17 protein-coding genes are annotated in these 25833 nt (G+C 69.4%); 8 read left to right on the top strand and 9 right to left on the bottom strand.

The features are described 5' to 3' along the window. Positions 1–150 precede the first annotated feature (150 nt). Positions 151–1842 carry a GMC oxidoreductase gene (locus WME96_RS11560; RefSeq protein WP_437290205.1) on the top strand — a complete coding sequence of 564 codons (1692 nt, stop codon included), beginning with the start codon at positions 151–153 and terminating at the stop codon, positions 1840–1842. Positions 1843–2322: 480 nt separating this feature from the next. Here the strand turns inward: WME96_RS11560 and WME96_RS11555 are convergent, their stop codons facing one another. Further along, on the bottom strand, positions 2323–2706 hold the full coding sequence (locus WME96_RS11555; protein ID WP_437290204.1) for a hypothetical protein: 384 nt from the start codon (positions 2704–2706) through the stop codon (positions 2323–2325). Here WME96_RS11555 and WME96_RS11550 point away from each other — a divergent pair. After that, positions 2705–3736 carry a glycoside hydrolase family 43 protein gene (locus WME96_RS11550; RefSeq protein WP_437290203.1) on the top strand — a complete coding sequence of 344 codons (1032 nt, stop codon included), beginning with the start codon at positions 2705–2707 and terminating at the stop codon, positions 3734–3736. The genes WME96_RS11555 and WME96_RS11550 overlap by 2 nt on opposite strands. On the opposite strand, the gene WME96_RS11545 is transcribed toward WME96_RS11550, so the two are convergent. Continuing rightward, on the bottom strand, positions 3720–4085 hold the full coding sequence (locus WME96_RS11545; RefSeq protein ID WP_437290202.1) for a hypothetical protein: 366 nt from the start codon (positions 4083–4085) through the stop codon (positions 3720–3722). The genes WME96_RS11550 and WME96_RS11545 overlap by 17 nt on opposite strands. A 43-nt stretch (positions 4086–4128) precedes the next feature. Here WME96_RS11545 and WME96_RS11540 point away from each other — a divergent pair, with 43 nt between their 5' ends. The 3 genes from WME96_RS11540 to WME96_RS11530 all read left to right on the top strand — a co-directional run bounded on the left by WME96_RS11540 (position 4129) and on the right by WME96_RS11530 (position 7115). Then, positions 4129–6075: a family 43 glycosylhydrolase gene (locus WME96_RS11540; RefSeq protein WP_437290201.1), complete on the top strand. Its 1947-nt coding sequence runs from the start codon at positions 4129–4131 to the stop codon at positions 6073–6075. 136 nt (positions 6076–6211) lie between these two features. Beyond that, positions 6212–6358 carry a hypothetical protein gene (locus WME96_RS11535; RefSeq protein WP_437290200.1) on the top strand — a complete coding sequence of 49 codons (147 nt, stop codon included), beginning with the start codon at positions 6212–6214 and terminating at the stop codon, positions 6356–6358. Between the two features lie 124 nt (positions 6359–6482). Then, a complete protein-coding gene (locus tag WME96_RS11530; protein WP_437290199.1) occupies positions 6483–7115 on the top strand; it encodes a glutathione S-transferase family protein in 633 nt (210 codons plus the stop codon). A gap of 87 nt (positions 7116–7202) precedes the next feature. On the opposite strand, the gene WME96_RS11525 is transcribed toward WME96_RS11530, so the two are convergent. Then, a complete protein-coding gene (locus WME96_RS11525; protein WP_437292305.1) occupies positions 7203–7856 on the bottom strand; it encodes a glycoside hydrolase family 11 protein in 654 nt (217 codons plus the stop codon). A gap of 1031 nt (positions 7857–8887) precedes the next feature. Between WME96_RS11525 and WME96_RS11520 the strand changes: the two genes are divergently transcribed. Beyond that, on the top strand, positions 8888–9652 hold the full coding sequence (locus WME96_RS11520) for a hypothetical protein (protein WP_437290198.1): 765 nt from the start codon (positions 8888–8890) through the stop codon (positions 9650–9652). Between the two features lie 260 nt (positions 9653–9912). On the opposite strand, the gene WME96_RS11515 is transcribed toward WME96_RS11520, so the two are convergent. The 5 genes from WME96_RS11515 to WME96_RS11495 all read right to left on the bottom strand — a co-directional run bounded on the left by WME96_RS11515 (position 9913) and on the right by WME96_RS11495 (position 21229). Further along, a complete protein-coding gene (locus WME96_RS11515; RefSeq protein ID WP_437290197.1) occupies positions 9913–15465 on the bottom strand; it encodes an AAA family ATPase in 5553 nt (1850 codons plus the stop codon). 365 nt (positions 15466–15830) lie between these two features. Beyond that, positions 15831–17270, bottom strand: coding sequence for a serine hydrolase domain-containing protein (locus WME96_RS11510; protein WP_437290196.1), 1440 nt, complete (start codon positions 17268–17270; stop codon positions 15831–15833). 291 nt (positions 17271–17561) lie between these two features. Then, positions 17562–18716 carry a hypothetical protein gene (locus tag WME96_RS11505; RefSeq protein ID WP_437290195.1) on the bottom strand — a complete coding sequence of 385 codons (1155 nt, stop codon included), beginning with the start codon at positions 18714–18716 and terminating at the stop codon, positions 17562–17564. 138 nt (positions 18717–18854) lie between these two features. Further along, a complete protein-coding gene (locus tag WME96_RS11500) occupies positions 18855–20012 on the bottom strand; it encodes a hypothetical protein (RefSeq protein WP_437290194.1) in 1158 nt (385 codons plus the stop codon). Beyond that, positions 20009–21229 carry an RNA polymerase sigma factor gene (locus WME96_RS11495; RefSeq protein WP_437290193.1) on the bottom strand — a complete coding sequence of 407 codons (1221 nt, stop codon included), beginning with the start codon at positions 21227–21229 and terminating at the stop codon, positions 20009–20011. The genes WME96_RS11500 and WME96_RS11495 overlap by 4 nt, the downstream gene beginning before the upstream one ends. Before the next feature lie 34 nt (positions 21230–21263). Here WME96_RS11495 and WME96_RS11490 point away from each other — a divergent pair, with 34 nt between their 5' ends. After that, complete coding sequence (locus WME96_RS11490) at positions 21264–21647, top strand: hypothetical protein (protein WP_437290192.1); 384 nt, start codon at positions 21264–21266, stop codon at positions 21645–21647. A 47-nt stretch (positions 21648–21694) separates the two neighbouring features. On the opposite strand, the gene WME96_RS11485 is transcribed toward WME96_RS11490, so the two are convergent. Beyond that, the gene (locus WME96_RS11485; RefSeq protein ID WP_437290191.1) at positions 21695–24928 is read right to left on the bottom strand and encodes a hypothetical protein; all 3234 of its coding nucleotides are present in this window, start codon (positions 24926–24928) and stop codon (positions 21695–21697) included. A gap of 206 nt (positions 24929–25134) precedes the next feature. Here WME96_RS11485 and WME96_RS11480 point away from each other — a divergent pair, with 206 nt between their 5' ends. Next, complete coding sequence (locus WME96_RS11480; protein WP_437290190.1) at positions 25135–25338, top strand: hypothetical protein; 204 nt, start codon at positions 25135–25137, stop codon at positions 25336–25338. Positions 25339–25833: the final 495 nt, after the last annotated feature.

Genomic DNA, 25833 nt, shown 5'->3' with positions numbered 1-25833 from the left:
CAGAGGGCAGGCTCTCTGTGACGCCTGGTGCGCGGCGGCCGAGCGCTCCCCGGCGAGCGGGCGAGCGGGCGAGCGGCGGGACGGACCTGCGTCCGCCGTGGGCCCCCGGAGGCCGGCTGGACCATACTGCGCTCCGAGAAGCAGGTGCGCATGGACTTCGACGTCGACTTCGCGATCGTGGGCTCCGGCTTCGGGGGCAGCGTCTCCGCGCTGCGCCTCACCGAGAAGGGCTACAAGGTCACGGTGCTCGAGTGCGGCAAGCGCTGGAGCAAGGAGGACTTCCCCAGGACCAACTGGAATGTACGGAAGTTCCTCTGGGCGCCCAGGCTGCTGTGTCACGGCATCCAGCGGCTGACCTTGCTCCGGGACACGCTCATCCTGTCGGGCGCGGGCGTGGGCGGCGGGTCGCTCGTCTACGCCAGCACCCTCCTCGTGCCTCCCCTCGAGGCCTTCTCGGGCCCGGGCTGGCCCGCCGGCACGGACTGGCGCGGCGAGCTGATGCCCTTCTACGAGACCGCGAAGCGCATGCTCGGCGTGACAGCGAACCCGAAGCTCTGGCCGGCGGACCGGCAGCTCCGGCAGATCGCCGACGAGATGGGCCGCGGGGACACGTTTCACGTCACGAACGTGGCCGTGCTCTTCGCGAAGGAAGGCGAGCAGGAGGGGCAGCGCGTGCCCGACCCGTTCTTCGGCGGCGAGGGGCCGGAGCGCGCCACGTGCGTCCACTGCGGCGGATGCATGGTGGGCTGCCGCTTCGGCGCCAAGAACACCCTCGATCTCAACTACCTTTACCTGGCCGAGAAGAAGGGCTGCACCATCCAGCCCGAGACCATGGTCACCGCCATCGACGCCCTCCCGGGCGGCGGCTACGAGCTCACCCTGGAGCGCTCCACCGCGCTGCTCCACAAGCGGCGCCGCCGGCTGCGGGCGCGGGGGGTGGTGCTCAGCGCCGGCGTGCTGGGCACGGTGAAGCTCCTGCTCCGGGCGCGCGCCGAGGGTCGTTTACCTCATCTCTCCGCGCAGCTCGGCAATTACGTGCGCACCAACAGCGAGGTCATCCTCGGGGTGACCGCGCGGGACGACCGGATCGACTACTCCCGCGGCATCGCGATCACGAGCGGCATCTACCCGGACGCGCGCACGCACATCGAGCCGGTGCGCTACCCGGCCGGCTCCGACGTGATGGGCGCGCTCGGCACGGTGCTCACCGACGACAGGCCGGGATTGCCGCGCTGGCTGCGCTGGCTGGGCCGGCGGCTGCTCCACCCGATCGACCTGATCTCCGGGCTCCTGCCGTTCAAGTTCGCGAGGCGCTCCACGATCCTCCTCGTGATGCAGACGGTGGACAACTACATGCAGCTCGTCTGGAAGCGCGGCGGCATGACCACCCACAGGCCGCCCGGGCAGCCGAAGCCGCCGGCGTACATCCCCATCGCCAACGAGGTGGGCAAGCGGCTCGGCGTGCTGATGAACGGCACCCCGCGCAACGCCATCAACGAGGCCGTGCTCAACGTCCCGACCACCGCGCACATCCTCGGCGGCTGCGCCATCGCCGACAGCCCGAACCGCGGGGTGATCGATCAGCACAACCAGGTGTTCGGCCACGAGAACCTGTATGTGGTCGACGGCTCGATGGTGCCCTCGAACCTGGGCGTGAACCCGTCCCTCACGATCACCGCCATGGCCGAACGGGCGATGAGCAAGATGCCCCTCAGGAGCGACAACCCCGCCTTCACCGGGGCATCCCGGCTGCTCGAGGCGGCGGCATCCTCGACGCACGACCACCTCGGAGCGGGCGTCGGGTCTCCCGAGGACGAAGCTCGGGTGCCGGACGTGGTTTGATCGACGCATGAGACCCCGGTCAGGGGCGCCCCGCCGCGACGCGCCGAACTAGCCGCTAGGGGGCGCGGCGCTGGGCGCGGCGCCGGGCCATTTCGGTTGACGCCGTCCATGTGAACGTTCACAATCGGCTCTCTAACGATCCTTTCGCCTGGTCCAGGACAGGCCGCTCGGTGCCTCGACGTCGACCGCGGGCAGACGGCGGACAGCGCCGCAATTCTGACCCGGGAGTGCAACGGTCAGCGGAACCAGCAGTGGGCCAGGATGTCATCCCGCGCTCCGGAGCACCACACGCCAGCGTCCATCGGCGAAGCAACCACGCGCAACATCGAGGAGCGATATGGCACGTCCGGGAAGCAGTTCGAGAGCACGATTCTTGGTGGCGCTCTTGTGGACTTCCGGGTGCAGCGACCCGGGGACGACGACCGGCGGAGATGCAGGACCCGATGCCGAGCCTCGCGCGTGCTCCGAGGGCGCCTGGGATCATGATGGCGACAGCGCGACGAGCTGCGTCGCATGGACAGGCTGCACCCCAGGCACCTTCGCGAGCGCCGAGGGCTCGCCCACGGCGGACCGGCGGTGCACGCCGTGCCCGGAGGACACCTTCAGCGACACGATGAACGCGCCGAGCTGCAGGATGCACACGCCCTGCGCGCCTGGGACGAGGCAGACAGCGCCGGGGACGAGCGCCACGCCCGCGCAGTGTGACGCCTGCTCGCCGGGCACGTACTGCGCAGGCGGGACCGCCGCGCTCGTCGATTGCGCGGACGGCACCTGGGACGACGACGCCGATCCCGCGACGACATGCGTCGCGTGGACCGACTGCGTGCCAGGGAAGCACGTCGGCACGGAGGGGAGCAGCACCATGGACCGCAGCTGCCTCGAGTGTACGAACGGCGAGCACTCGGCCACGATGAACGCAACCAGCTGCTCCCCGGGTGCCTGGGTGCTGAGCTACTTCGGGCCGCAACAGGACGTGCCGAGCGATTCGCTGCACCTCGCCTACAGCACCGACGGGCTCCGCTGGTCGGCCCTCGCCAACGGACGGCCTGCGTACCAGCTCACCGGGATGGGCACGAATCACATCCGAGATCCGTTCCTGTTCCGCAAGAACGATGGAACGTACGTCTATATCGCCACGGACTGGACGCTCGCGGAGAACGACGCGAACTACTGGAACCGTCCGAGCTCCAAGATCTTCGTGGCGGACTCGACCGACCTCATCACCTTCACGAATCCCCGGTTGATCACGCTCACGAACCTCCCGGGCCCTGGAGCGACCCCGATGCACGCCTGGGCCCCGGAGGCGTACTACGACCCCGATCGCAAGCTCTACGCGATCATCTGGTCCGGAAACGACGCCACGGGCGCGAACCGCATCTACGTCAGCTACACCGAGGACTTCGTCACCATCGTCAACCCGACGCCCGACGTGCTCTTCGATCCGGGCTACAGCGTCATCGACGCGACGATCACGCAATGGAATGACCGCAACTACCTCTTCTTCAAGGACGAGACGGACAGCAGCGGGAGCGCGCTCACCGGGTCGGGCAAGGACATCCAGATCGCGCGCTCCTCGACGCTCGCGCTCGATCCGGCGACGTTCACGCGCTGGAGCCCGGACTACATCACGCGCGGGTCGACCCAGAGCAGGAGACGAGCGACGGAGGGCCCGTTCGTCATCAAGGATCCGCGGCAGGATCGATGGTACCTGTTCGCCGACTACTACCTGAACGGCGGTGTGTTCGGGTGCTGGAGCACGACGGATCTCGACACGGATCCGGGCTCCTGGGCGGAGCTCCCGAGCGCGCAGTACAGCTTTCCATCCGGCGTGCGCCACGCGAACGCGGTCCGGGTCACGCAGGCGGAGCTCGACGCGATCATCGCCCACTACTGAACAGGGTCTCACCTTCCATGCGCGTACCGAGATCTCCCCACCCAGAGCGCCCTTCCCTCTCTGCGCCATGCGTCGCGCTCACGGCGGCAGCTGGCGCCTTCGCCGCGCTGCTCGTCGTCGTCGGGTGCTCGGATCGGCCCTCGACCGATGCGCCGGGCGCGTCGACCGGATCACCGAGCAATTCATTGCGGATCGTGACGACGGGCACGGCGCTCAGCACCTCCGAGTCCGGCGGGCGGGTGACCGTGAGCGTGGCGCTCGACGCCGCGCCGAGCGGGCCTGTCACGGTGCCGGTCTCGAGCTCGGATGCGACCGAAGGAACGGCCTCACCGACGACCGTCTCCTTCACGGCAGAGGATTGGAGCGTCCCTCGAGAGATCACGGTCACGGGCGTGGACGATGCGGAGCGCGACGGGGATCAGATCTTCCGCGTCCGCCTCGGGCCCTCGGTCTCTGCAGACCCGGCGTGGGACGGCCTCGTCGCGGAGTCCGCTGACATCACGAACACGGACGACGACGGTCCAGGGACGCCAGCGATCGTCGTCAGCGACCCGTCGGGGCCCCTCGCCGAGCGCGGCGCGCCCGTGACATTCACCGTGCGCCTCGCATCGCAGCCGAGCGCGCCCGTGACGATCGCCCTCAGCGTCAGCGACACGACCGAGGCGACGCTGAGCCATGCGGACCTGACGTTCACCGAGGCGAGCTGGAGCACGGCGCAGACCGTGACCTTGAGCAGCGTCGATGACTGGCAGGCCGACGGAGCTCAGCCCGTACGTGTCGTCTTCGGCTCACCGGCCAGCGAGGACCCCGAGTACGCGGCCCTCGCCGCCCCCGCTGATCTCGAGCTCTCCAATCTCGACGACGACGTCGGAGGGGGTTACCAGATTCGCACGACGCACATGGAGGACGCCCCGCTCTACGTCGCGCACTCCTATTATCATGGGATGATCACCGATCTCGACGACAGGGCGAACAACCAGCTTCCTGCCGACTTCCAGTGGAGAGTGGTGCCCGGCCTCGCGAACCCGGATGATCCGGCGCTGGTGTCGTTCGAAGCCGTGGGGTTCGGCGGTCACTACCTGCACGTCGACAGCTTGAATCCGACCCGGTACCCGCCGCAGAGTGAGACGTCCAACCGGGCCGGCGGGCTCTGGCAGACGCCCCCCGAAGAGAGGAGTCACCTTCTCTGGATCGACGAGCTCACGGATACCACCACGTTCCGGAGGGACGCCACGTTCCGGATCGTGCCCGCGCTGAACGGGGATCCGGCGATGGTCTCGCTGCAGTGGTACGCGGACGCGACGCGTCATCTCCGGCACCTGAACTACCAGATCCACGCGCACGTGCTCGACGGCACGGCGGGCGAGAGCTCGGAGGCGTCGTTCGCGCTCGAGCCGCTCGGCTATCTGATCTCGCAGCGCGCTGATCCCCACATCAAGCGGCATACGGACGGTTACTACTACTTCACGGCGAGCGTGCCGACATACGATCGCATCGAGATCAGGCGCGCGGCCACGATACGAGGCCTGGCCAGCGCGACCCCGAAGGTCGTCTGGACGAAGCACGCGACCGGCCCGATGGCGGCGCACATCTGGGCGCCCGAGCTACATTTCATCGACGGCAAGTGGTACATCTACTTCGCCGCCGGAAGCTCGACCGACGTCTGGGCCATTCGCATGTATGCGCTCGAGAGCTCATCGGCCAACCCGATGGATGGCACGTGGATCGAGCGAGGGCAGATCGTGACGGACTCGGACACCTTCGCGCTCGACGCGACGACGTTCGAGCGCGACGGGAAGCGCTATCTCGTGTGGGCGCAGGAGGACCCCGGCGTCGGGGGCGACAACAGCAGCTTGTTCATCGCGGCCATGGTGAACCCGTGGACGCTGGCCAGCCCCAACGTGCGGATCGCCAGACCCGAGCACGCCTGGGAGACGGCGGGGTTCGCGGTCAACGAAGGTGCTGCCGTGCTCGAGCGGAACGGGCGGGTCTTCATCAGCTACTCGGCGAGCGCGACGGACGACCGCTACTGCCTCGGCCTGCTCACGGCGAGCGCGACGGACGACCTGCTGAGCGCAAGATCGTGGACGAAGAACGAGAATCCAGTGTTCGTCAGCGCGAACGGGCTGTACGGCCCGGGCCACAACTCGTTCACGACCTCGTCGGATGGATCGATCGACGTGCTCGTGTACCACGCGCGCAACTACAAGAAGATCACGGGAGACCCGCTCTACGACCCGAACCGTCACACGCGCGTCCAGCGGCTCGAATGGAACGCAGACGGAACGCCGAACTTCGGCGTACCGCTCCTGAACGGCGCGAACACGATCGGCGACTGACCGCTTCGAGGAAGAATCGAGCACAGGGGGCGCGGCGCTGGGCGCGGTGCCGGAGCCGGCGCGGCCGCCCAGCCAGACGGGGCGGCGGCGGGACAGCCGCAGCAGGTGCGCGTACCAGGCGGCGAGCGCGTGGGGGATGGCCGTGCAGACCCACGCCTGGCAGCAGCACGTCGACGGCCCGGCCGGCAGTATCTCGCCGACCGGCTCGCCGCCGCTCGGGGCGCAGCCGCCGGGGTCGACGGCCACGACCTCGGCCGACTTGCTGCCGAGGCGGGAGCCATGAACGCGGCGGGCAGACAAATTCAGATCTGCCGCACCTGGCGCCGCGCCCAACCGGGCCGGCCTCTGGTAGCCTCCGCCGCGCCGCCGACCGACCGGCGGAAACGAACGGAGAAAGAGACACCACCATGGCCATCGTTCTTTACCACCACCCGTTTTCGCGCGCCGCCAACACTGTGTGGATGCTCGAGGAAGTCGGCGTCAAGTACGAGCTCAAGTTCGTCGACATCATGGCCGGCGACCAGAAGAAGGAGGACGTCACGAAGCTCAATCCGATGGGCAAGCTGCCCGTGCTCGTCGACGGCGCCACCGTCGTCACCGAATCCGCGGCGATCGGCCTCTATCTCGCGGATCGTTATGCCCCGGGCCGCCTCGCGCCGAAGCTCGACGACGCGGCGCGCGGCACGTATTTTCGCTGGTCGCTCTTCGCCCCCTCGGTCATCGAGCCCGGCTCGATGGCCAAGGCCAGCAACTGGGAGTTCCGCGCCGGCTCCGCCGGTTGGGGCAACTACGACGACATGATCGCGACGATGGAATCGGCCATCGCGGGCCGTGACTTCGTCCTCGGCAAGGAGTTCTCGATGGCCGACGTCATCTTCGGCGGCACCATCGCGTACATGCTCGACTTCAAGATGCTCGAGCCGCGCCCGAGCTTCACCGGATATGCCGAGCGGGTCAGAGCCCGCCCGGCGTACGCGAAGAGCGAGGCGCGCAACAAAGCCGTGATGGACGAGCGCGGCATCAAGATGCCTGGGGCCTAGAGCCCCCTGGAGGAGCAGGCTCGAGCTCCTTCTTCGCGTGCTCGGGTATCCGGACGGCGAGGGCGCCGTCGTCGACGGCCCCGGACGTTAATTCTGCCACACCGTCAAGTTGGAGCTGCCGCTGCTCGAGGGGTTGAACACCTCTGTTGCCATCACCTGGTAATTGTGAGTACCAAGGTTCCACCCCTTTGACTTCCAAGCATTCACGTGATTGGAAAACGTGATGGTGCTGTTGGTCCCGGTGGGCCTCTTCGACGTTCGGACACTCCAGTACTGATAGAACGTCGCGTTGCCTATGATCGAGGGCGCGTTGACTCGCTGCATCCTGTACAGGTCGTAGGTGCCCCCGTCCGTGGTGACTGAGCCCGCCGGCGTTCCGCCCGGCGGTCTCCAGCTGCCCCAGCTGTCAACGACGTAGTATTCCACGAGTGGGTTTGTCGTCCACCCATAGAGAGTCAGATATGCATTGCTGCTGCCCGTCGACCAGACGCCGGCATTGTAGCCAATGCTCCTGCTCGATGACCCAGTGTTCCAGCCCTTGCCGCCAACGAAATTATAGTTGCCGTTTGCCCAATTGACAGCGTAGTTGCCGCCGCCGTTCAAGTTCATGCTGACCGACCCGCCATCTTTCCAGAACGTGTACCACTGGCCGTCCGTTCCGGTTCGATTCGAGCTTATCGTGAGAGCGCTTTGATCGGCGGTCAGATCGGTCTCGTCCATGTCCGTTTCTGCGCCATCCATGACGCAGTTGGTCAGTAGGAGTCCAAGAGCGGAGCACACGCCGAGCCGGGTGATTTTGTTCATGGCGATCGCCTTTCTTGGCCTATCTATTGTTCGTGACTGACAGTTGCGTCAAGCCGATTGTGCATCGCAACCGAGCCTGATCATCAAGAAGGTGCGATATTACCAGATGTGGAGTGACGATGGTGGCTGCAGGGCTGCACAAGCCCCCTCCCGGCGTGAAGCGACTCGATCTGCTCGAAGCCGAGCGGCCACGCGAGAAATGCACAGCGGCCCTGTCGTGGAGGCCTGTCGGCTCGACGCTGAGCGGCCACGCGAGAAATGCACAGCGACCCTGTCGTGGAGGCCTGTCGGCTCGACGCTGAGCGGCCACGCGAGAAATGCACAGCGGTCCTGTCGTGGAGGCCTGTGCGCGGCGCCTGCGAATGCGCCGTCGCATGTGTCCACGACGACCGAACAATGGGAGCCGGTGAAGAGATCGATCCCGATCCCGATGACGGAGGTCCCGGTGCTCATGACGGCCCGCTTCGGGGGAAAGCGTAAGGATGAGGTCTCATTGTGAACGTTCACGTCGCGGATGTCAACGCCGATCCGCCAGCTCGACCACCCCCGAGCTCCGTGCGCCGGGCGCTCGTCACCGGGCGTCGGCGGACGCTCGGCGTGACCGGGGCGGCGGGTCGGGCGAGTCGGCGTTCGACGACCTCGCGCTGGCGTCTCTGCTGGATCCGCGTAGGGTGGGCGCGTTGCGAGACCGACCGGATGGCGCCCATCGTTCCCGACAAGAGCAGGATCAAGAGCTCCCCGGAGAGGCGCGATCGCAGCGCTGCAGGGAGATGCTGCCAGGGGGCAATCCGGCGGTCGAGGAGGGGCGCAGCTCTTCAAACTCCATGAGCTCGCCCGTGCGCCGGGTGGCTCCATCTGGGTTGCGATCTCGTCTGGAGAGTGATGCAGGAGCAAAGCGTCGGTCTGGGCGCCGCGCTACATGAAGGTGAACTATGCGTTTTCGGCGACATGGAACAGATGTTACGGATGTGACCATTCACATATCGAGCACCGAAGGGAACTCTTCGGCCAGCATCCAGCTCGCCGATGTTCCACGCGCGGATGGTTTACCCACAATAACGAGCAGTGATCCTGATGTGGTCAGCGTGGATGGGACACCTCGCATACGCGCCGTTGGCAATTTTTCGTTTCACCTCAACGCGCTTGCTACAACGTCAGGCAGTGGCGCTGTAACGGTGACTGCGTCGACACGGTCCGGAATCCAGGCGACACTGAGGGTTGTGGTCGACGCGGCGATAGAGTTGCCGGATCCTGCTACTGAAGCTGGAGCTGTCGCCAGACTGTTGATGTCGGAGGCCCGCGGCCCTTCCCACGCAGACTACGTGGCGGCAGACACATTGGATAGTATGGGGTGGATGCAACGGGTCCTGGAGAACCGCTTGGCGAACGATCCTTCTCGATTCGGCGCACGCGGGGCGAGGAACTTGATCGACATCATTCGCGCCCCCGATCAGTTTGATGGGTTTTCCGATTACCCGAACTACGATCAGGGGATTCGTCGTCGGCTGCAGCAGATGGTCAACATCGCGAACAACGACAACGATCGAATGCAGGCGGATTTTCAAAATTTCATACAAAATTCCATTGATGTGGCTCGGTTGCGGGTCGCCATCCGGGACCCAAGCTCAACAGGCCTGTTCGGGTGGAGAGCCGCAGGGACTGGAAGTCCAGGTCCCAGATTCGCGAGATTCCGCACGCTGGCTGGAAACACGTTCTTCACGTTGCTGCCATGATTGAAACCGTGACATGATCTGAGATTTTTGCCATGCATGGGCGCGCTCCGGCTGTGGCCAGCAGCGAGCCGCGCCAGGAAGCAGGGGCATGGTGCAGTCGCATGCAGCGCTGTCGAGGCATCGATGTGCCGTCTCGCATCGGAGTGACCTCGGCCGACATCGGCGGCGACCAGACCGTGACGGCGTGCGGGATCAGACGCTCGCTGTCCGCGGCTATCGACACCGCGGCCTATCACGCGCGAAGCCGCTCGAGGCAACCGCTACGACGACAGATCCCCCGCGCGCTCGGTCGAGAGCGGCAGCTCGACCCAGAAGGTCGAGCCCCGGCCGACCTCGCTCGACACGCGGATCCGGCCGCCGTGCGCCTCGACGATGGTGCGGGCGATGTAGAGGCCGAGCCCGAGCCCCCCGAAATGCTTCGACGAGACGCCGCGGCGAAATCGTTCGAAGAGCTGCGCCTGCACTTCGGCCGGGATCCCGATCCCACGGTCCGTCACCGAGAGCCGCGCGACCCGATCTTCCCGGGTGATGGCGATGTCGATCGGCCGGCGTTCCCCGAACTTGATCGCGTTGGTGAGGAGGTTGGTCACGACCTCCTCCAGGCGGTGCGAGTCCCACCGGCCGATGACCGGCTGCTCCGCGCGCACGGCGACCGCGCTGCCTGACTGCGCGATCTGATGGCCGAGGAGGGCGACGACCTCGTCCACGAGCGCGCGCAGATCGACGGGCGCCGTGTACAGCTCGAGCCTCCCCGCCTGGATCCGGGAGACGTCGAGGAGCATATCGATGAGGTCGGTGAGGCGCTTGACCTGGCGGCCAGAGAGGGCGACCGCGGCTCGCACGCGCTCGACGTCCATCCCCCGCGCGAGCCTTTGCCCCAGCGATTGAATGGCGAGCTGCAGGCTGGTGAGCGGGGTGCGGAGCTCGTGCGAGGCGATAGAAAGGAACTCATCCCGCAGGTGCACGGCCTCCTCCGCTGCCGTGCGCGCCCGCCGCTCGTCCAGGAGGAGCTGATCGCGCTGCTGCTCGGCGCGCACACGCGCGGTGATGTCGCGGAAGCTCCAGACCCGCCCCACCACGCGCCCGCCGAGGCGCTGGGGCTGCGAATAACGCTCGAAGACGCGCCCGTCTGCGAACGGGATGGTCTCGAAGCTGGACTCCTCGGGCGAGGCGTAGAGAGCGCGGATCCTTTGCAGGAACGCCTCGGGATCGAGGACCTGGTCGGAGACGAACGTACGGAACGTGGCGTCCGAGCCGGTGGAGAGGATCTCGTCCGGGATGCGCCACATCGCCGCGAACCTGTGATTCTGACGTACGACGCGCTGCTCGTCGTCGACGGCGAGGATGCCGTCCGCCGTCGATTCGAGCGTGGCCTCGAGGAGCGAGTAGGAATGGCGGAGCACCTCCTCGGCGCGCCGTCGCTCCGCGTTCTCCTGCTGCAGATCCGCGTAGAGGCGCGCATTCTCGATGGAGCTGGCCGCCTGGGCCGAAAGGAGCCGGATCACCTCGACGCGATCGGGGGTGAAGGCAGAGCGGGTGAGGTCGTTCTCGAGATAGATCACGCCGGCGAGGCGGCCCTTGTAGACGATGGGCGCGGCGAGCGAGGAGCGCGGCGCACCGCCGGCGAAGCAGGGATCGCGCCCGAACGGCCCGTCGATCACGAGATCGCCGAGCAGGACGGTCTCGCGCGTCCGCGCCACGTACGTGACGACGCTGGCCGGCAGGTCCTCGCGGCCCTCGAGGGGCGCCGCGCCGAGCACGTGGACCGACCCATCCCGGATGTGGTGCTCGGCCTCGACGACGAGCCGTCCGTCACGCAAGAGCAGGAGGACGCCGCGCCGCGCGCCGGCGTTCTCGACCATGATGCGCATGAGCGCGTCGAGCAGGCGGTCGAGGACGATCTCGCCCGAGATGGCCTGGGAGGCTTTGAGCACCGAGCCGACGTCGAGCGCGGCGCCGGCCTGCGGGCTCCGCTCGCCGCGGAGGGTCTCGCCCGGGACGAGGTCGGGGTACGCGTGCTCGAGGCGCCGCATCGCCTCCGCCGCGCCCCAGCGGCCGTACGCCCTGTGCGCCTTGGTCAGGTAGGCGCCGGCGATGGTCTCCTTGCCGAGCGCGCGGAAGCAGCGGCCCGCGAGCTCGTTGCCGAGCGCCTCATCGTGGAGATAGCCGCCGCGCTGCGCGAGCGCGATCGCCTCGTCGTAGCGGTCCCCGGCGGCGCGCGCGTCGCCGCGGGCGCGCTCGAGCTCGGCGAGGAGGAGGGCGCGGCGGTGCGCCAGGTTCTCCGGGCAGAGGTCCGCCCAGCGCGAGAGCTTTTCGGCGAAGACCTCGGCGCGGGCGAGGAAGAGCGCGCGCTCCTCCGGGGAGACGACGTCCGCCGCCTGCGTGAACGCGATGCCTGCGTAGCAATGGAACGCAGGGTTGCCATGCCAGGCCGCCACGGCCGGGATCTCGATGTTCGGCGAGAGCGCGGCGCGCGCCGCTTCCTCGAACGCCCCCTGGAAGACGCAGAGGACGACGATGTAGAAGTGGGCGAAGAAGAACGAGGCCTGGTTGTCGATGCGGCGGGACTCCTCGATCACCTCGTCGATATCGACCCACGCCCCCTTGAGCGCGGCGGGGCGCTCGGTCTCGACCGAGAGCTGGTGGGCGATCTGTCCGACCGCGCCGACCATCCAGGTGATGGCATTGAACTCGTCGAGCTTGCGCATCGGCTGGTAGCTCTGCGCCTCGGCGAGGATGTCGGAGAGGGGGAGGCCGCGCAGGAGGCTGTTCGTGATGCCGTTGACCGTGTTGTAGAAGGACCAGATGTACTGGCCCGTTTCGAGCCCGGCGTGCATCCCGGCGACCAGCGACGCCTTGCAGGTGGCGTAGCCCTCTCGCCAGTGCTGCACGAAGGCGCCCCACATATTGCGGAGCATCGCCTCGCACTTCTTGTCCGTGTAGCGGTCCGCGAGGTCGACGGCGGCGCGGCCGAAGCGGTAGCCGAACGCGATGTCGCCGCGGGCGCAGAGCAGCATCCCGAAGTTCATGCAGCCGAAGATCGAGTTCTTCGAGAGCCCGTGGCGCAGCGTGTTCTCGAGGATCTGCGCGACCGTGATGCCGAGGTTGTTCGTGGCCAGGAAGTAGCAGGGGAGAAAGAGCTCCTGGAGCACGTCCTGCATGGCGAGGATCTCCGGGTCCGCGAGCGGCGGCAGGCCTGGCAGCGCCTCGATCGTCCTTTCCCGGACGACCTCCATCGTCGCCCGCACCTGGGCGTCGAGCATGACGTCGTCCGGGAAGGGAGGCAGGTCGATCCCGAACGGGCGCAGGGCCTCGAGCCCCTCCGCGAGCGCCGCTGGCAGGTCGTTCTTGAGCACCTGCACGTTCATCTTGAGCCGCAGCACCTCGGTGCGGTCGAGCCGGCTCGCGGCCCGCTCCAGGCCATCGGAGAGCATCGCGAGGGCGTCGTCGTGCCGGCCGCAGAGCGAGAGCATCAGGGCGGTCCTCTTCGCGTACTCGAGGCGGAGCGGGTACTGTGACGCCCAGGCGTCCTCCGGAAGGCGCAGGAGGCCGACCTGCAGGTAGCGCAGCGCGGCGCCGAAGGCGGCCGAGTCCTCGGCGCGGCATGCGGCCTCGAGGCTCATGCGGGCGAGGTGCAGGCGCTCCGCGGGGTCCGACACGAGGTCGCCCGCGCTGTTCAGGTGGCCGACGACGTCGAAGAGGCTCTGGCTCTCCGAGAGGTCCAGCTTGCCCGCGAGCAGACGGCCGATCCGGAGGTGGAAGGCGGGTCGGTCCACCTCCGGGATCATCGCGTAGGCGCCCTCCTGGACCTTGTCATGGGCGAAGCAGTAGCCGCCGCGCCCGGCGAGCACGAGCCCCTCGCTCACGGCGAGATCGAGGCGGGCGTACGCGTCTTCCGGCGAGCACTCGTTCACCGCGGCGAGCACGTCGAGGTCGAACCGGTTGCCGATCGCCGCGGCGAGGTTGAGCGCCTTCACCGTCGCCGGCGGCAGGCGCGCGATGGTGCGCACCATGAGGTCTGCGACGTTGTCCGTGTACCGGAGCGCGTCGATCGCGGCGAGATCCCAGCGCCAGCCTGATCCGGCTGCGTACGCGAGGACGCCGTGGTCGTGCAACGACCGGACGAACTCCTTGACGAAGAACGGGCTGCCGCCGGTCTTCTTCTGCACCGCATCGGCGAGCGGCCCACAGTCGCTGCGCTTGAGGCTATCCGAGAGCATCTCGATCAGGTGCGGGCGCGCGAGCGGGGCGAGGACGATATCGCGCACGACGAGCCCGGCCTGCTTGAGCTCCTCGATCGCCAGGACGAACGGGTGCCCGGGCGATACCTCGTTGTCACGGTAAGCGCCGCAGAAGAAGAGCGCATCGAGCGAGTCGTCGGCGAGCAGCGCGCGGAGCAGCACGAGGCTCGCGGGGTCGATCCACTGAAGATCGTCGAGGAACAGGACGAGCGGGTGCGAGCGCCGGGCGCACACCGAGACGAACAGCAAGAAGCACCGGTTCAGGCGGTTCTGCGCCTCGATCGGGCCGAGCGCCGGGACGGGCGGCTGCGGGCCGATCACGTGGGAGAGCGACGGGATGACGTCGCAGACGACCTGCGCGTTCGGCCCGAGCGCCTCGAGGAGCGCGCTCCGAAAGCGGAGGATGCGCGCATCGCTCTCGGTGAGGATCTGCCGCACGAGGCCGTCGAACGCCTGGATCACCGCGCTGTAGGGCGCGCCGCGGTTGTACTGGTCGTATTTGCCGCTCGTGAAATAGCCCTTCTGCCGCGCGAGCGGCTTCAATATCTCGTGCACGAGCGAGGACTTCCCGATCCCCGAGTAGCCGGAGACGAGGACGATCTCACGGCTGCCCTCGAGCGCGCGCTCGAACGCGGCGGTGAGCGCCTCGATGTCATGCTCGCGGCCATAGAGCTTCTGGTGGATCCGGAAGAGGTCCTGACGATCGCGCTGGCCCGCGACGAAGGGCTCGATCGTCCCCGTGCCGCGCAGGGCCTCGCGGCAACGCTCGAGGTCGGCGAGCAGGCCCTCGGCGCTCTGGTAACGCTCCTCGGCGTTCTTCGCGAGCAGCTTGAGCACGACGCCGGAGACGGCCTCGGGGATGGTCGGATCGACGCGGGACGGCGGCGCGGGCGCGAGGGCGAGGTGCGCGTGAATAAGCTCCATCGGGTCGAGGGACTCGAAGGGGCGCTGACCCGTGAGCATCTGGTACAGGATGACGCCGAGCGCGTAGAGGTCGGTCCGGTAGTCGACGCCGCGGTTCATGCGGCCTGTCTGCTCGGGGGAGACGTAGGGCAGCACCTCGGCGATGACCGCCGGCGCGTAGAGCCGTTCGTGCGCGCGGGTGATCTCGGCGTCGACGCCGAAGCCCTTGATCTTGACCGCGCCGCGCGCGCCGACGAGCACGTTCTGCGGGCGCAGATCGCGGTGGACGAGCCCGGCCGCGTGCACCGCGGCGAGACCTTCTGCGAGCGCGGCCGCGAGATCGAGCGCCTCGCCGACCGGCATCCTGCGTGAGGGGCGCGCGGCGAGGATCCGCGCGAGATCGCGGCCCGGGAAGTCCTCGAGGACGACGATCAAGGAGCCGGCGAGCGCCTCGACGCCGCGCAGCGCGACGAGGCGGGGCGAGGCGAGGCGCGCGACGCGCTCGTACTGGTGCTTGAAGCGCGCGACCTCGGCGCCGGTCGTTCCTTCCGCGCGCAGGATTTTCAGCAAGACCGGGACACTGTCACCTTCGCGGCATGCGCGGTACAGGGTGAAATCGGCGGTTTCCTCGATCTTCTCGCGGAGCAGGTAGCCTCTCTCGACGATCATCGCAAACCTTGCTCGCTCGCCCATCAAGGCGACGCATTGCGACCAGCTAATTTTATATGCCAGAGGGTGTGACCTGGCACCGGGGGAGTTTGGACCACGCCGAGCTCGTGCGATTCCTGGGTGTGCGGGCGCGTGAGGTCGTCAGGACACTCCGAGCGCCGCCCTGGAGTCTGGACGCTCGGCGCACCCCTTGGCGGCCAGGGATCTCCTGCGAGGGGTGTTCTGCCTCTCCCGGAGCTCGACGGCCAGCCCGCCGTGCTACGCACGGGGGAGAGAGCGCGTCTTCAACGTGCCGGAAGAAGGACCGGATTGCCGCGAGGCGATCGTTGCGTGTTTGCGCCTGGTTGCCGCGAGCCGGCTCCGTCCTAGGCGACGTCGGGCCGTGTCATCAGCGGCGAGCGCAGGTGCAGCTCCAGGTCGGAGGTGGTCAGGGGCAGCGTGACCCAGGTGGCCGTCGCGGTCCCCGCGTCGGCGTCGACCGCCACCCGGACCCGGTGCGGGCTGGTGATGACGTGGAGCTCGGCGACGAACGTCCTGCCCTGCCAGGCGCCAGACGCGACGACGGGCCGGCCGAGCGGCGAGCTCTCCCGCCAGGCACCGTGGCCCACCTCGAGGTCGAGGAGCGACCCGAGTCGCAGGAGCCACCCGGCGTCGGTCGGATCGACGACCACCGTGATTCCGTCGGGCAGGGCCGAGTTCTCGGCGGAGGCGTCGAGCCTCGCCGTGACGGAGCGCTGCGGGCCGGCCGAACCCCGTACCTGCGGGAGGGATAGCCCTCCGAGCCGGTCGGCGAGGAGCTCGTCGTCATGCGAGCCGTCCGGATGGCCGACGCCGGGGAGCAGGCACTCCCCTATGGCGTCGAGCACGTCTTGAGCGTGCTGGACCTCCTTTTGGGCGCCGGTCACGGCGACTACCAGGTCGTGCGATGGGACGACCACGCAGTGCTGACCGAATGCGCCCTTACCGTGATAGCCGTGGCGCGACATCCAGAACTGGTAGCCGTAGCCGCAGAGAAAGTCGGGGCCGTCGTCCCCCTCCGCCTGGTGCCGGCCGTCGATCTGCCGGCTGGTCGCGAGCTCCACCCACTCGGGTGGGACGAGCTGCTGCCCGTTCCAGAGACCGTCGCGCAGCAGCAGCTCGCCGAAGGCGGCGATGGCTTCGGTCCGCAGGTGCAGACCGTGGAACCCGAAGGCGGCACCGCTCGCGACGCGGTCCCACTCGGCGTCCTCGATTCCCATCGGCTTGAAGAGGCGCTCGTCGAGCAGCTCCGGGAGCCCGACGCCGGTGACCCTCTCCACCATCCGGGCCAGGACGTAGGTGGTGGAGTTGTCGTAGGTGTGCCGCGTTCCCTCGGGCGCGTCGAACGGCACGCGCAAGAAGCCCTTCACGAGGTCGCGGGGCTCCAGGCCCCAGGCCGCGGTGAGGCTGTCCGTGTCGTGCCCGGCCGTCATCGACAGCAGGTGGTGAACGGTGATGCGGCGCCCCTGCTCGGAGACATCGGAGGGGGCGTGGTCGGGCAGGACGTCCACCACCCGGTCGCCCAGGGCGAGCAGCCCGTCGGCGATCGCGAGCCCCACGGCGATCGACGTGAACGACTTGGTCAGCGAGTAGAGAAGGTGCGGGCGCTCGGCCGAGTACGGCGCCCACCACCCTTCGGCGACGACGTGCCCGCGGTGCACGACCATGACGGAGTGGCACTCGACGGAACGATTCTCGAGGCGGTCCAGCATCGCGGCGATCGAACGGGACGACACCCCCGAGGCGGCCGGGGTCGAACGTGGCAGCAGCGCACGCGGAGACGACATCCCGACACCGTAGCCGCAGGTCGGCGCCATGCTCGAGGATTCGTTGAACGCCTTCACCACCGGGCCTGTGCGCCCGGGCGCGGTGACGTTCCTTCAGAAACTCGACGCAGGCGCCGCCTCGCCGTGTCGAACGCTGCCGGAGCCGGCGCGTGCTTCGCTCGGTCGCGCGCCGGACGACATCCTGATTGGCCTTCTCGATATCTTGACTCACGCGCTGCTGCATGCCGGCGCGACCGATCTCCTGACTATGACTCTCGAGGCTCTTCGGGAGATTGTGATGGTCGTGCAGGCCTATGCCTGGCAGCAGAACGTCGACGGATCGGCCGGTAGCATCTCGCCGACCGGCCCGCCGCCGCTCGGGGCGCAGCCGCCGGCGTCGACGGCGACGACCTCGGCCGACTTGCTGCCGAGGGCGACGCCGGGCGGCGTGACCCCGCAGAACGGCGCCATGGAGCTGACGAGGATGGATCCGACCTGGCCCGCGCACGCGCCGTCGCTGTAGACCGCGGCCATGATCGTGCACGACGCGCCCTCGGGCTCCCCGCAGCCGCACGCCGAGCAGCCGCGGGTGTCGTCGGCGCCGCCGTGGAAGACGTGCCGGTCCAGGTACGGCTCCTCGCACGTGACGTCGCCCTCGTGGAAGATGCACGTCAGGAAGCCGCCAGGCGCCGGAACGCCGGGCTGCTCCGGCGAGGGCATGCAGGTGCTCCGGTCGCCCGGACACTCGGTGTAGGCGCCGGGGATGCAGCCGAGCGCCCGGGTCTGCCACGGGTCGCGGCGGGCCGGCGGCGGCGGCTCGTCCACCCTGGGCGCGCAGGCGCCGGTCACCGCCACGACCGGCGCCTCGATTGAGATGGCCTGCACGCACGGCTGCCCGCCGCAGCCCTGGCCGGCGGGGATGGCGTTCTCGGCGGTGCAGGCGCCGTCCCAGGCCTCGGGCGCCGCGAAGGAGGTCACGACAGCGCCGGAGGCCTCGCCGGCACACGTCGTCGCCGTGTGAGCGGACCAGCCGAGCGGGAGGCGGCACGAGGCCGCTGCCGCATCGGGCGGGTCGCACAGGCAGGCCGCACAGGCGAGCGGCTCCGGCGCCAGGTCGGCGAACCCCTCGTAGCCGACGTTCGGCGCGGCGGCGGGGCAGTCCGGCGCCTGGTCCGGCGGGCCGAACCAGAGCAGCACCGGGCCGAACCAGCCGAGCGGCGCCGGCGGGACGCAGTCGCCGGCGCAGGCCTGCTCTTCGCCGCCGCCGGCACCGCCGCTGCCGCCGGCACCGCCGCTGCCGCCGGTCCCCCCTGCCCCTCCGTCGCCCCCGTCCCCCGTGCCCGCTTCGGGATAGGGGCAGCCCGGCAAACCATATTCGCTGGGCTGGCAGGGACCGTAGACGGCCGGAGTGTCGCCGCAGCCGAGGACGAGCAGAAGGCAAACGGGCAGCGAAAAGGGGATGCGCATGCCGAGCAGCCTATAGGGTGTCCCCGCATCCGCACAATCGGCAGTTTCCTTCAAACGGTCAGTTGCACTTGCCATTCCCAAGCCCCTTCAAAGATTCTCTCCAGATGCTCGTTACAGACTCATTGCTCTCAGGTTCCTTCAGTAGCTGGTCGTGACGCCCAATCCGAAGGCAGCGCCGAGCGGCGATGACGTCCAGCGGAGCGGCGCCGGCGTCGCGCTGTCGTGCGTTACGCGCGTGAACGCCGCCTCGTTCACCATCCAGGTCGCCTCGGCGTAGCCCTGCACGGACCACCTGCGCGAGAGGGGCCACTCGGTACCGAGGCGCCCCCCGAGACCGAACACGGAATCGCTGCGCGCAGCCATGGTCCACGGGTCCCGAGCGGAGAACCGGACGGCGCCGAGGGTGGCGAGCCCGCATCCGAACAGCGGGCCGCCGCGATAGCAAGCCAACGTGGCCGCCGTGAAGCCCGTGGTGCCCATGAGGATGCCTTCCACCTCCTGCGCCAGGGAAACGACCCCTCGCCCTTCGACAGCGATCGACCAGTCGGAGCGGCGAACGCCGAAGGACAGCGTCATTCCGGTCGCCACGCCCGGCGTGATCCCGAGGCCCAGGCTCGCTCCGAGCCCGGCTTCCAGGCGCAGCCGCTCCGGCCCGGCCGGCGGTGGCTCTGGTCGCGGCGGCGCCCCGGCCGCCGGCCCGGTCGGCCGGGGCGGCTCCGGCGCAGCGCGCCGCGCCTGCGGGGGCGGCGCCGAGGACCCGGACGGCGGCGCGGCCCCGGACGGCGCCGAAGGCCCGGGCGGCGCCGAGGGCTCGGTCGACGAATCCGCCTGCTCCGGCGCGCCGAGGAGCTGCGCCACGATGGCGAGGGCCACGCCGGACAGCAGCTCCTCGCAGCCGCTCCGGGTGCTGAACCCGTCGGCCCATTGAGTTTTCCCTTCGCGGTCGCGCAGCGCCAGCGAGGCCGTGAGCTCGGGTCCCTCCCGCGCGATGTGGATCGTGAGCGCCCGCGGCGCGTCGTCCTCGAACGGGTCGGCCCCGAGCCTGCGGGCCACCTCCGAGCCCAGGAACGTCTCGTCGGGGCAGCGTTCGGCGCCGGGCCCTCGCTGGACCTCGATCCGCACCGCAGGCGGCTCCGGCGCGGCGTGCGCCTCCGCGGCGTGTGCCACCGCGGCGCAGAGCAGGCCCATGGTGGCCGCGACGGCGGCGCGCCCCGGGCGTCGAGCGCCCCGGAGCGCCCAGGCGGCGCCGCGGAGAGGCCGCCGGCCGAGCTCCCGTCGAGCCCTGGGCCTGCTCATCGCGACGGCACCCTTTCTGGCACGCCCTGCTCCGGTGGGGCGGCGAGACGTGTCCGGACGAGCGCGCGGAGCCGCTCCCGTACGGATGTCAGCCGGCCGAGGGGGAACCGCTCCTCGTGCGCGGCGAGCTGCCGGAGCGTCCCGGCGGGGTCGCCGGCGGAGAGGCGCTCCTGCGCTGCGTCCAGCAGCCGGCGTTCCTCCACGAACGCGTCCTCCCGCTCGCCGGCCGGCGGCGACGCCCGCGGAGCGGCACGGCAGGGCCGGTCGAGCGCCCCTGCCGCCGGAGCGCCGGTCCGCGGCTCCGGTGCGCGCTGCGGCGCGGTCGCTGCGAGGGAGGCGCCGCGCGCAGGCAGCTCGCGCAGCGCCGCCCCGGAGCGGTGAGCCCAGAGCGGCGGCGGCGGCGTCAGGGCGAGCAGCGCGGCCGCCGTCACGGCCGCGCCCGCCGCGGCCCACCCGAGCGCGCGGGCGATCCGGACCGAGCTGCGTCGCAGGTTCGATGGCGCAGCCAGCGGCGGTGCTGGCGCAGGGGGTGTCGATGCCGGCGGTCGCGCCGCGGGCAGCGCGGCGGACGGCGCGGCGGACGGCGGCGCCTGCGCTGGCGATGTCGGTGCCTCCGCGTCGTGGTCCTGCGCCAGGAAGCCCGACGCCAGAGGAAGCGGGAGCCAGAAGGCGCGCAGCGCCTGGCGCTGCTCCGGGCGCAGCCGCTTGACGGCGGCGCGGTAGTCCTCGCGGGCGAGGCGAAGCCGGTTGCTGGCGGTGTTGTATTTGAGGCCGAGCTCGCGGGCGATGTCGACGAGCGGCACCTCGTAGGCCTCGTACATGACGAGGAGGACCCGCCGTTCGGGATCGAGCGTGTCGAGCACCCCGGTCGCGAGCTCCAGCCGCTCTCGCCTCGCGAGGCGCTCCTCGCCGCTCGGCGCGGGGTCGACCGCCTGGCGCTGCGACACCAGGTGCAAGCCGGCCGGCACCTCGCGGCGGCGGTGGGCGCGGTGCAGGTGATGGCTGACCTTGTGCAGTGCGATCCCGACCACCCATCGGGCTTCAGGGCTGCGCCGCCGGCGCTGGCCCTGCGGGCCTGGCGGGTCGGCGGCGGAGGGAGCCTCGCGATGCGCCGGGGTCCAGTCGGGGTGGAAGCGGTCGAGGCTCTTGTACGCCGCGAGCAGGATCTCCTGCAGCAGGTCATCGACGTCGGCCTCGGCGACACCCAGGAGTCGCACAAACCCGGGGAGAACCTCCGTCGCGGCAGCGTGAATGGAATTCCAGATGTCGTCGCGGGATCTGCTCATACCTAGAATTGCGTGGAGCTTTCCCGGTCCGTTTGTGGAAACGCACCGCCGACGCACGGGCCGGGGACGCCCCTGCTCGCGCCGCGGTCTGCGCGGGGCGCTCGCCGAGGTGCGGGGGTGGGGCCGCGCCCGCAGCGCCGAGGTGGTCGGCGGCGGCCTGGGTAGGTCGCTCTCCGGCGCGGAGGCGGAGAGCCTGCGCTACGACCGGTTCGGCGGCGGCCGCGGGAAGCTGGCGCGCAACCACGCGGCACGCGACGCGGCGGGCACGGTCCACGAGACGCGTGTCAGAAATCCCGCCAGGAATTCCCGGGCGGAGAGAGCGGTCGCCGGAAGCAGTAGCAATTCGTAGTTTTCGCCTGCTTCGCCGCCGAGGACACGGCGCCGCCGCCGGGGCGTTCAGTGGGCCATCGTGGCGACGAAGACGTCGGTGCCGGCCGCGTACGGTATGGGCCCGCTCCCGAAGTCGGTGGCCCGCTCGACAGCGCCGGTGAGGGCGATCGTGCCGTTCGGGGAGACGGCGATGTCGTTCGCGGTGGCGTCGAAGCTGCTCGTCCAGAGGGCCGTGCCGCTGGGGTCGAGCCTGGAGAGGCCGTCGCCGGCGATGACGATGCCGCCCGAGGGGTCGAGGGCGAGCGCGTCGCCGAAGGGGATGGGCTGGCTGAAGACGTGCTCGCCCGCGGCGTCCAGCTTGATGAGGACGGGCCCTTCGGGGAGCACGCCGCCGCCGAAGTCGACGGTCCCGTCGGTGTAGGCCGTCAGGAGGAGCTCGTCGTCGGCGTCGACCGCCAGTGCGAGGGCGGACGTTCCGATGTCCGTGTCGGCGGGGTCCGAGGGACCGAGCTGGCGGCTCCAGACCACGTCGCCGGTCGGGGTGAGCTTCTGGACGGTGAACCGGTGAGCGCGAGGGTAGTACGGGTCATCGGGGATAAACTCGCTGATGGACGCGCTCGCCGCGAACACGAAGCCGGCGCTGTCGACCGCGAGGAGGGTGTTGTCGCGCTGATGCTGGTCGTCGACATGATGCGGCGGCCCCGTCATGAGCTGCTCGCTCCAGAGCAGGCTTCCTGCACTGTCCAGCTTCGCGACAACGGGGCCGGATTGATCCCAGTACTCATAGCCCCGGAAGAGCGCCACGTAGACGTCGCCGAGCGCGTCGATGGCGAGTTGTTCGAAGCGCTCGGAGATCTGCTGTTCCAACACGGATCGCCGGCTCCAGATGAGGTTCCCCTCGGGGTCGAGCTTGGCGACGAAGACTGTATCGTCACCGGGTAGGGGCAGGGGCTCGCAGGTGCCAAAGTTCATGCCCGAGCTTCCGTAAGTGTTGCTGTCGATGCCGGCCAGCAAGACGTTGCCGCTCCCATCGACGGCGACGGCGCCGCCCGCCTCGGCGTCAGCGTCGCCGAAGCGCTTGCTCCAGAGCAAAGCGCCGGAGGGATCGAGCTTGAGGAGAAACACGTCCGTGAGGCCGGCGCTGGTCAGCGGGCCGGCGCCGAAGTCGACGGTACCTTCGAAGGAGCCGGTGACATAGTAGTTGCCGGCGGCGTCGCTCGCGATCGACCAGCCCACGTCGGCGCCGGTATCGCCGTATCCTCGCGCCCACGGCGGCTGCAGAGGACAGTGGGGCTCGCCGTCGCAATTTTCGTCCTCCGGCGTCGCGCAGACCTCCGCGACGGGCGTCACCTCGCCGACGCAGGGACCGTACGCACCACCGTTGGGAAGACATGTCTGCGTGCCAGGAGCGCAGGGCCCGACGCCCCGGGTCCCGGCGGGGCCGGTGTAACACGCGACGACGGAGCCCGGCGTGCACGTCGCAGGCGGGTCGCCGCCGCCCGTGCCGGTCGACCCTGCGCCGTCGCCGCCCTCGCCGTCGTCGTCGCTCCCTGGCGGGTTGAACGTGGCGACGAAGGCGTCGGTATTCCCTCCTCGATAGGTGAGCGGGCCGGTTCCGAAGTCCACGGGGCCGAGCGCGCTGCCGACGATGCCGACAGCGCCGTTCGGGGACAAGGTGAGATCCGCCGTATTGGCATCGTAGTTGACCGACCAGAGCTCCGTCCCGCTCGCGTCGAGCATCGCGAGGCCGCGCCCCGCAACGATGATGTCGCCGGTGGGATAGACCTCGATCTCGCTGCCGAAGCGGACGGACCGGCTGAACATGAGCTCGCCTGCGGCATCCAGCTTGACGAGGGCGTAGCCGGCGGGGAGGATCCCGCCGCCGAAGTCGATGGATCCGTCCGTCTTGCCCGTCACGAGGATCTCGTCCTCCGCGTTGGTCGCCACCGCGATCGCCGTCACGCTGCCGCCCAACACAGGACCCAAGGTGGATTGGAAATCTCGCGACCAGAGCAGATCGCCTGTCGGAGCGTACTTGGCGATGATGAAGCTCGTCGCAACGTCTGTGCTGGGGTTCGGGGGGTCCGCCTCGGGGGACGAGCCGATGTTCCAGACCGCCGCGACGGCGTTACCGGCGCTGTCGAGCGCGATCTCCGCGCCGATGACGTAAATCCCTGGTAGCCTCCTTGTCCACAGGATTTCCTTGCTCGCTGCGTCGATCTTCACGAGATAGCCGTCCCCCCATTGGCGGTACACGACGTACACGTCGCCGTGATCATCAACGGCGATCTGCTGGACGGAGTACAACTCCAAGCCAGCATAGGGACCACGGCTCCAGATGTGGTTGCCGTCGGGATCGAACTGGGCAACGAAGAAGGCGGAGCCATCGGAGGGGAGAAGACACCCGTGCAGATCGAGGCCCGGCGACGCGAGATAGTACCTGCCGGCGAGGAGGACGTTGCCGTTCTCGTCGACCGTCAGGACGGCTCCGTCCTCGTCGGCCTTACTCCCGAAGCGCTGGCTCCAGAGCACCGAGCCCGCGGCGTCGAGCTTGACCAAGAAGATGTCCGACCCTCCGGCGCTGGTCAGAGGGCCGGTACCGAAATCGACGGTTCGTGTGAAGGAGCCCGCGACGTAGTAGTTGCCGTAGGCGTCGCTCGCGATGGACCAGCCCACGTCCGCGCCAGGTCCGCCGAGGCCCCGCGCCCAGGGCGGCGGCTGAGCGCAGTGGGGCTCGCCGTCGCAATTTTCGTCCTCCGGCGTGGCGCAGAGCTCTCGAGCGGGCGTCACCTCGCCTGTGCATGGGCTGTAGCCGAAGCCGTCGGGGCGGCAGGTCTGCGTCCCGGAAGCGCAGCGCCCGACACCGTTCGTCCCGGCAGGGCCGGTGTAGCAGGCGACGACCGAGCCCGGCACGCACGTGCCCGGCGAGCCGCCACCGCCGGTCGAGCTGCTGCCGCCGCCAGTGTCGGGCGCGCCGCCGGTACCGGGCCCGCCGCCAGGGCCAGGTGCGCCGCCGTCGCCGCCAGGGCCGGGCGCGCCGCCGTCGCCGCCAGAGCCAGGTGCGCCGCCGTCGCCGCCAGAGCCAGGTGCGCCGCCGTCGCCGCCAGAGCCTCCCGCGCCATCCGTGACACCGCTGCTGCTTGCTCCCGGAGAGCCGCCGCTGCCGCCTGAGCCCGCTCCGCCGCCGTGGAGGACGGGCTCGCACGCGGTGAGACCAGCAAGGGCCGCGATGGTCAGGGCGGAAGCGACCCACGGACGACCCCCTGGGCTAAGACCACCAGAATCGATGTGTTCGGTCATGCCCGCTTCGTTGCACGACAGGAGCGCCGCATTCATCCGGCCCGGCCTCAACGCCGGCAGAGGACCCGGATGTCCTGCGCTGGGCTATCGTCAGGGGACATGACCGCCGGCGAACAAGGCACCCCCAGAGGCCCCTCGCTGCGGGCGGCACGGTGGCGCTCTTCCGAGACTACGGGACCAGCACCGGGCGGATACTCGCCCGGGGTGTGATCGAAAAGACCGATCCAGTTATCTTCAATGTGGACGCGTTCCTGATGGTTGGCAACAAGACTGGCGGCGCCTTGTGCGACGACTTCGAAGGAAACAACCGCTTCACCGGCACGGTGTACTGGGCGAAGATCGAGGTAACGGGCCCACCTGCCATCGAGAGTCCCGAACACCGCCTGCACGCGCTGATGGCGATCGATTGACACCTTGACTCGGCCGAACGGGCGGCCCGCTCCCGCGCTCAGCTCTCCCCCAGCGCCGCCACGACGAGGTCTCGGAGCGCGGCCGCCGCCTCAGCCACCGTCGGGGTCGACGTCAATATCGCTCCCGTACCCCGATCCCGGCAACCCGCGGGAGGACCAGGTCCGGGAAGGTTAGCCGGGCGTCGGCGCGCAGGCCGTCGGGTAATGCTCAAGACGGCGCAGCTCAGGGCGCTGGCGAGCGAGATGATCACCGCAGCCCGAGGCGACGGCTCGGTCACGGCGAGCTCCCCAGGCCCGGGGCTTGACGCTTGGGCCCGGGTTGGGCCCACGCCTTCCGAGGGGGTGCGATCCGTCGTCAGGCCCTCCCAGTATCTCCGTGGAAGCACCGGATCGCGACGGTTCCTCCCCCGCGGGAGAGTCCCGCCAGCAACACCGATCGATGACGAGCGGTCGCCGAAAACAGTAGCAATTTTGACAGCTTCCGCCTGTTTCGCC

It is taken from the genome of Sorangium sp. So ce406 (assembly GCF_051474675.1).
Classification (GTDB): Bacteria; Myxococcota_A; Polyangia; order Polyangiales; family Polyangiaceae; genus Sorangium; species Sorangium cellulosum_G.
Note: the sequence above shows the minus strand (reverse complement) of the source record. Positions and strands in the feature narration are given on the sequence as shown.

Excerpts from the sequence above, each read along its gene's own strand:
- WME96_RS11560 (WP_437290205.1), top strand. The coding sequence starts at position 151 with ATGGACTTCGACGTCGACTTCGCGATCGTGGGCTCCGGCTTCGGGGGC.
- WME96_RS11550 (WP_437290203.1), top strand. The coding sequence starts at position 2,705 with ATGGACCGCAGCTGCCTCGAGTGTACGAACGGCGAGCACTCGGCCACG.
- WME96_RS11555 (WP_437290204.1), bottom strand. The coding sequence starts at position 2,706 with ATGGTGCTGCTCCCCTCCGTGCCGACGTGCTTCCCTGGCACGCAGTCG.
- WME96_RS11535 (WP_437290200.1), top strand. The coding sequence starts at position 6,212 with ATGGCCGTGCAGACCCACGCCTGGCAGCAGCACGTCGACGGCCCGGCC.
- WME96_RS11530 (WP_437290199.1), top strand. The coding sequence starts at position 6,483 with ATGGCCATCGTTCTTTACCACCACCCGTTTTCGCGCGCCGCCAACACT.
- WME96_RS11525 (WP_437292305.1), bottom strand. The coding sequence starts at position 7,856 with ATGGATGGCGCAGAAACGGACATGGACGAGACCGATCTGACCGCCGAT.
- WME96_RS11515 (WP_437290197.1), bottom strand. The coding sequence starts at position 15,465 with ATGATCGTCGAGAGAGGCTACCTGCTCCGCGAGAAGATCGAGGAAACC.
- WME96_RS11510 (WP_437290196.1), bottom strand. The coding sequence starts at position 17,270 with ATGTCGTCTCCGCGTGCGCTGCTGCCACGTTCGACCCCGGCCGCCTCG.
- WME96_RS11505 (WP_437290195.1), bottom strand. The coding sequence starts at position 18,716 with ATGCGCATCCCCTTTTCGCTGCCCGTTTGCCTTCTGCTCGTCCTCGGC.
- WME96_RS11500 (WP_437290194.1), bottom strand. The coding sequence starts at position 20,012 with ATGAGCAGGCCCAGGGCTCGACGGGAGCTCGGCCGGCGGCCTCTCCGC.
- WME96_RS11490 (WP_437290192.1), top strand. The coding sequence starts at position 21,264 with ATGGAATTCCAGATGTCGTCGCGGGATCTGCTCATACCTAGAATTGCG.
- WME96_RS11485 (WP_437290191.1), bottom strand. The coding sequence starts at position 24,928 with ATGACCGAACACATCGATTCTGGTGGTCTTAGCCCAGGGGGTCGTCCG.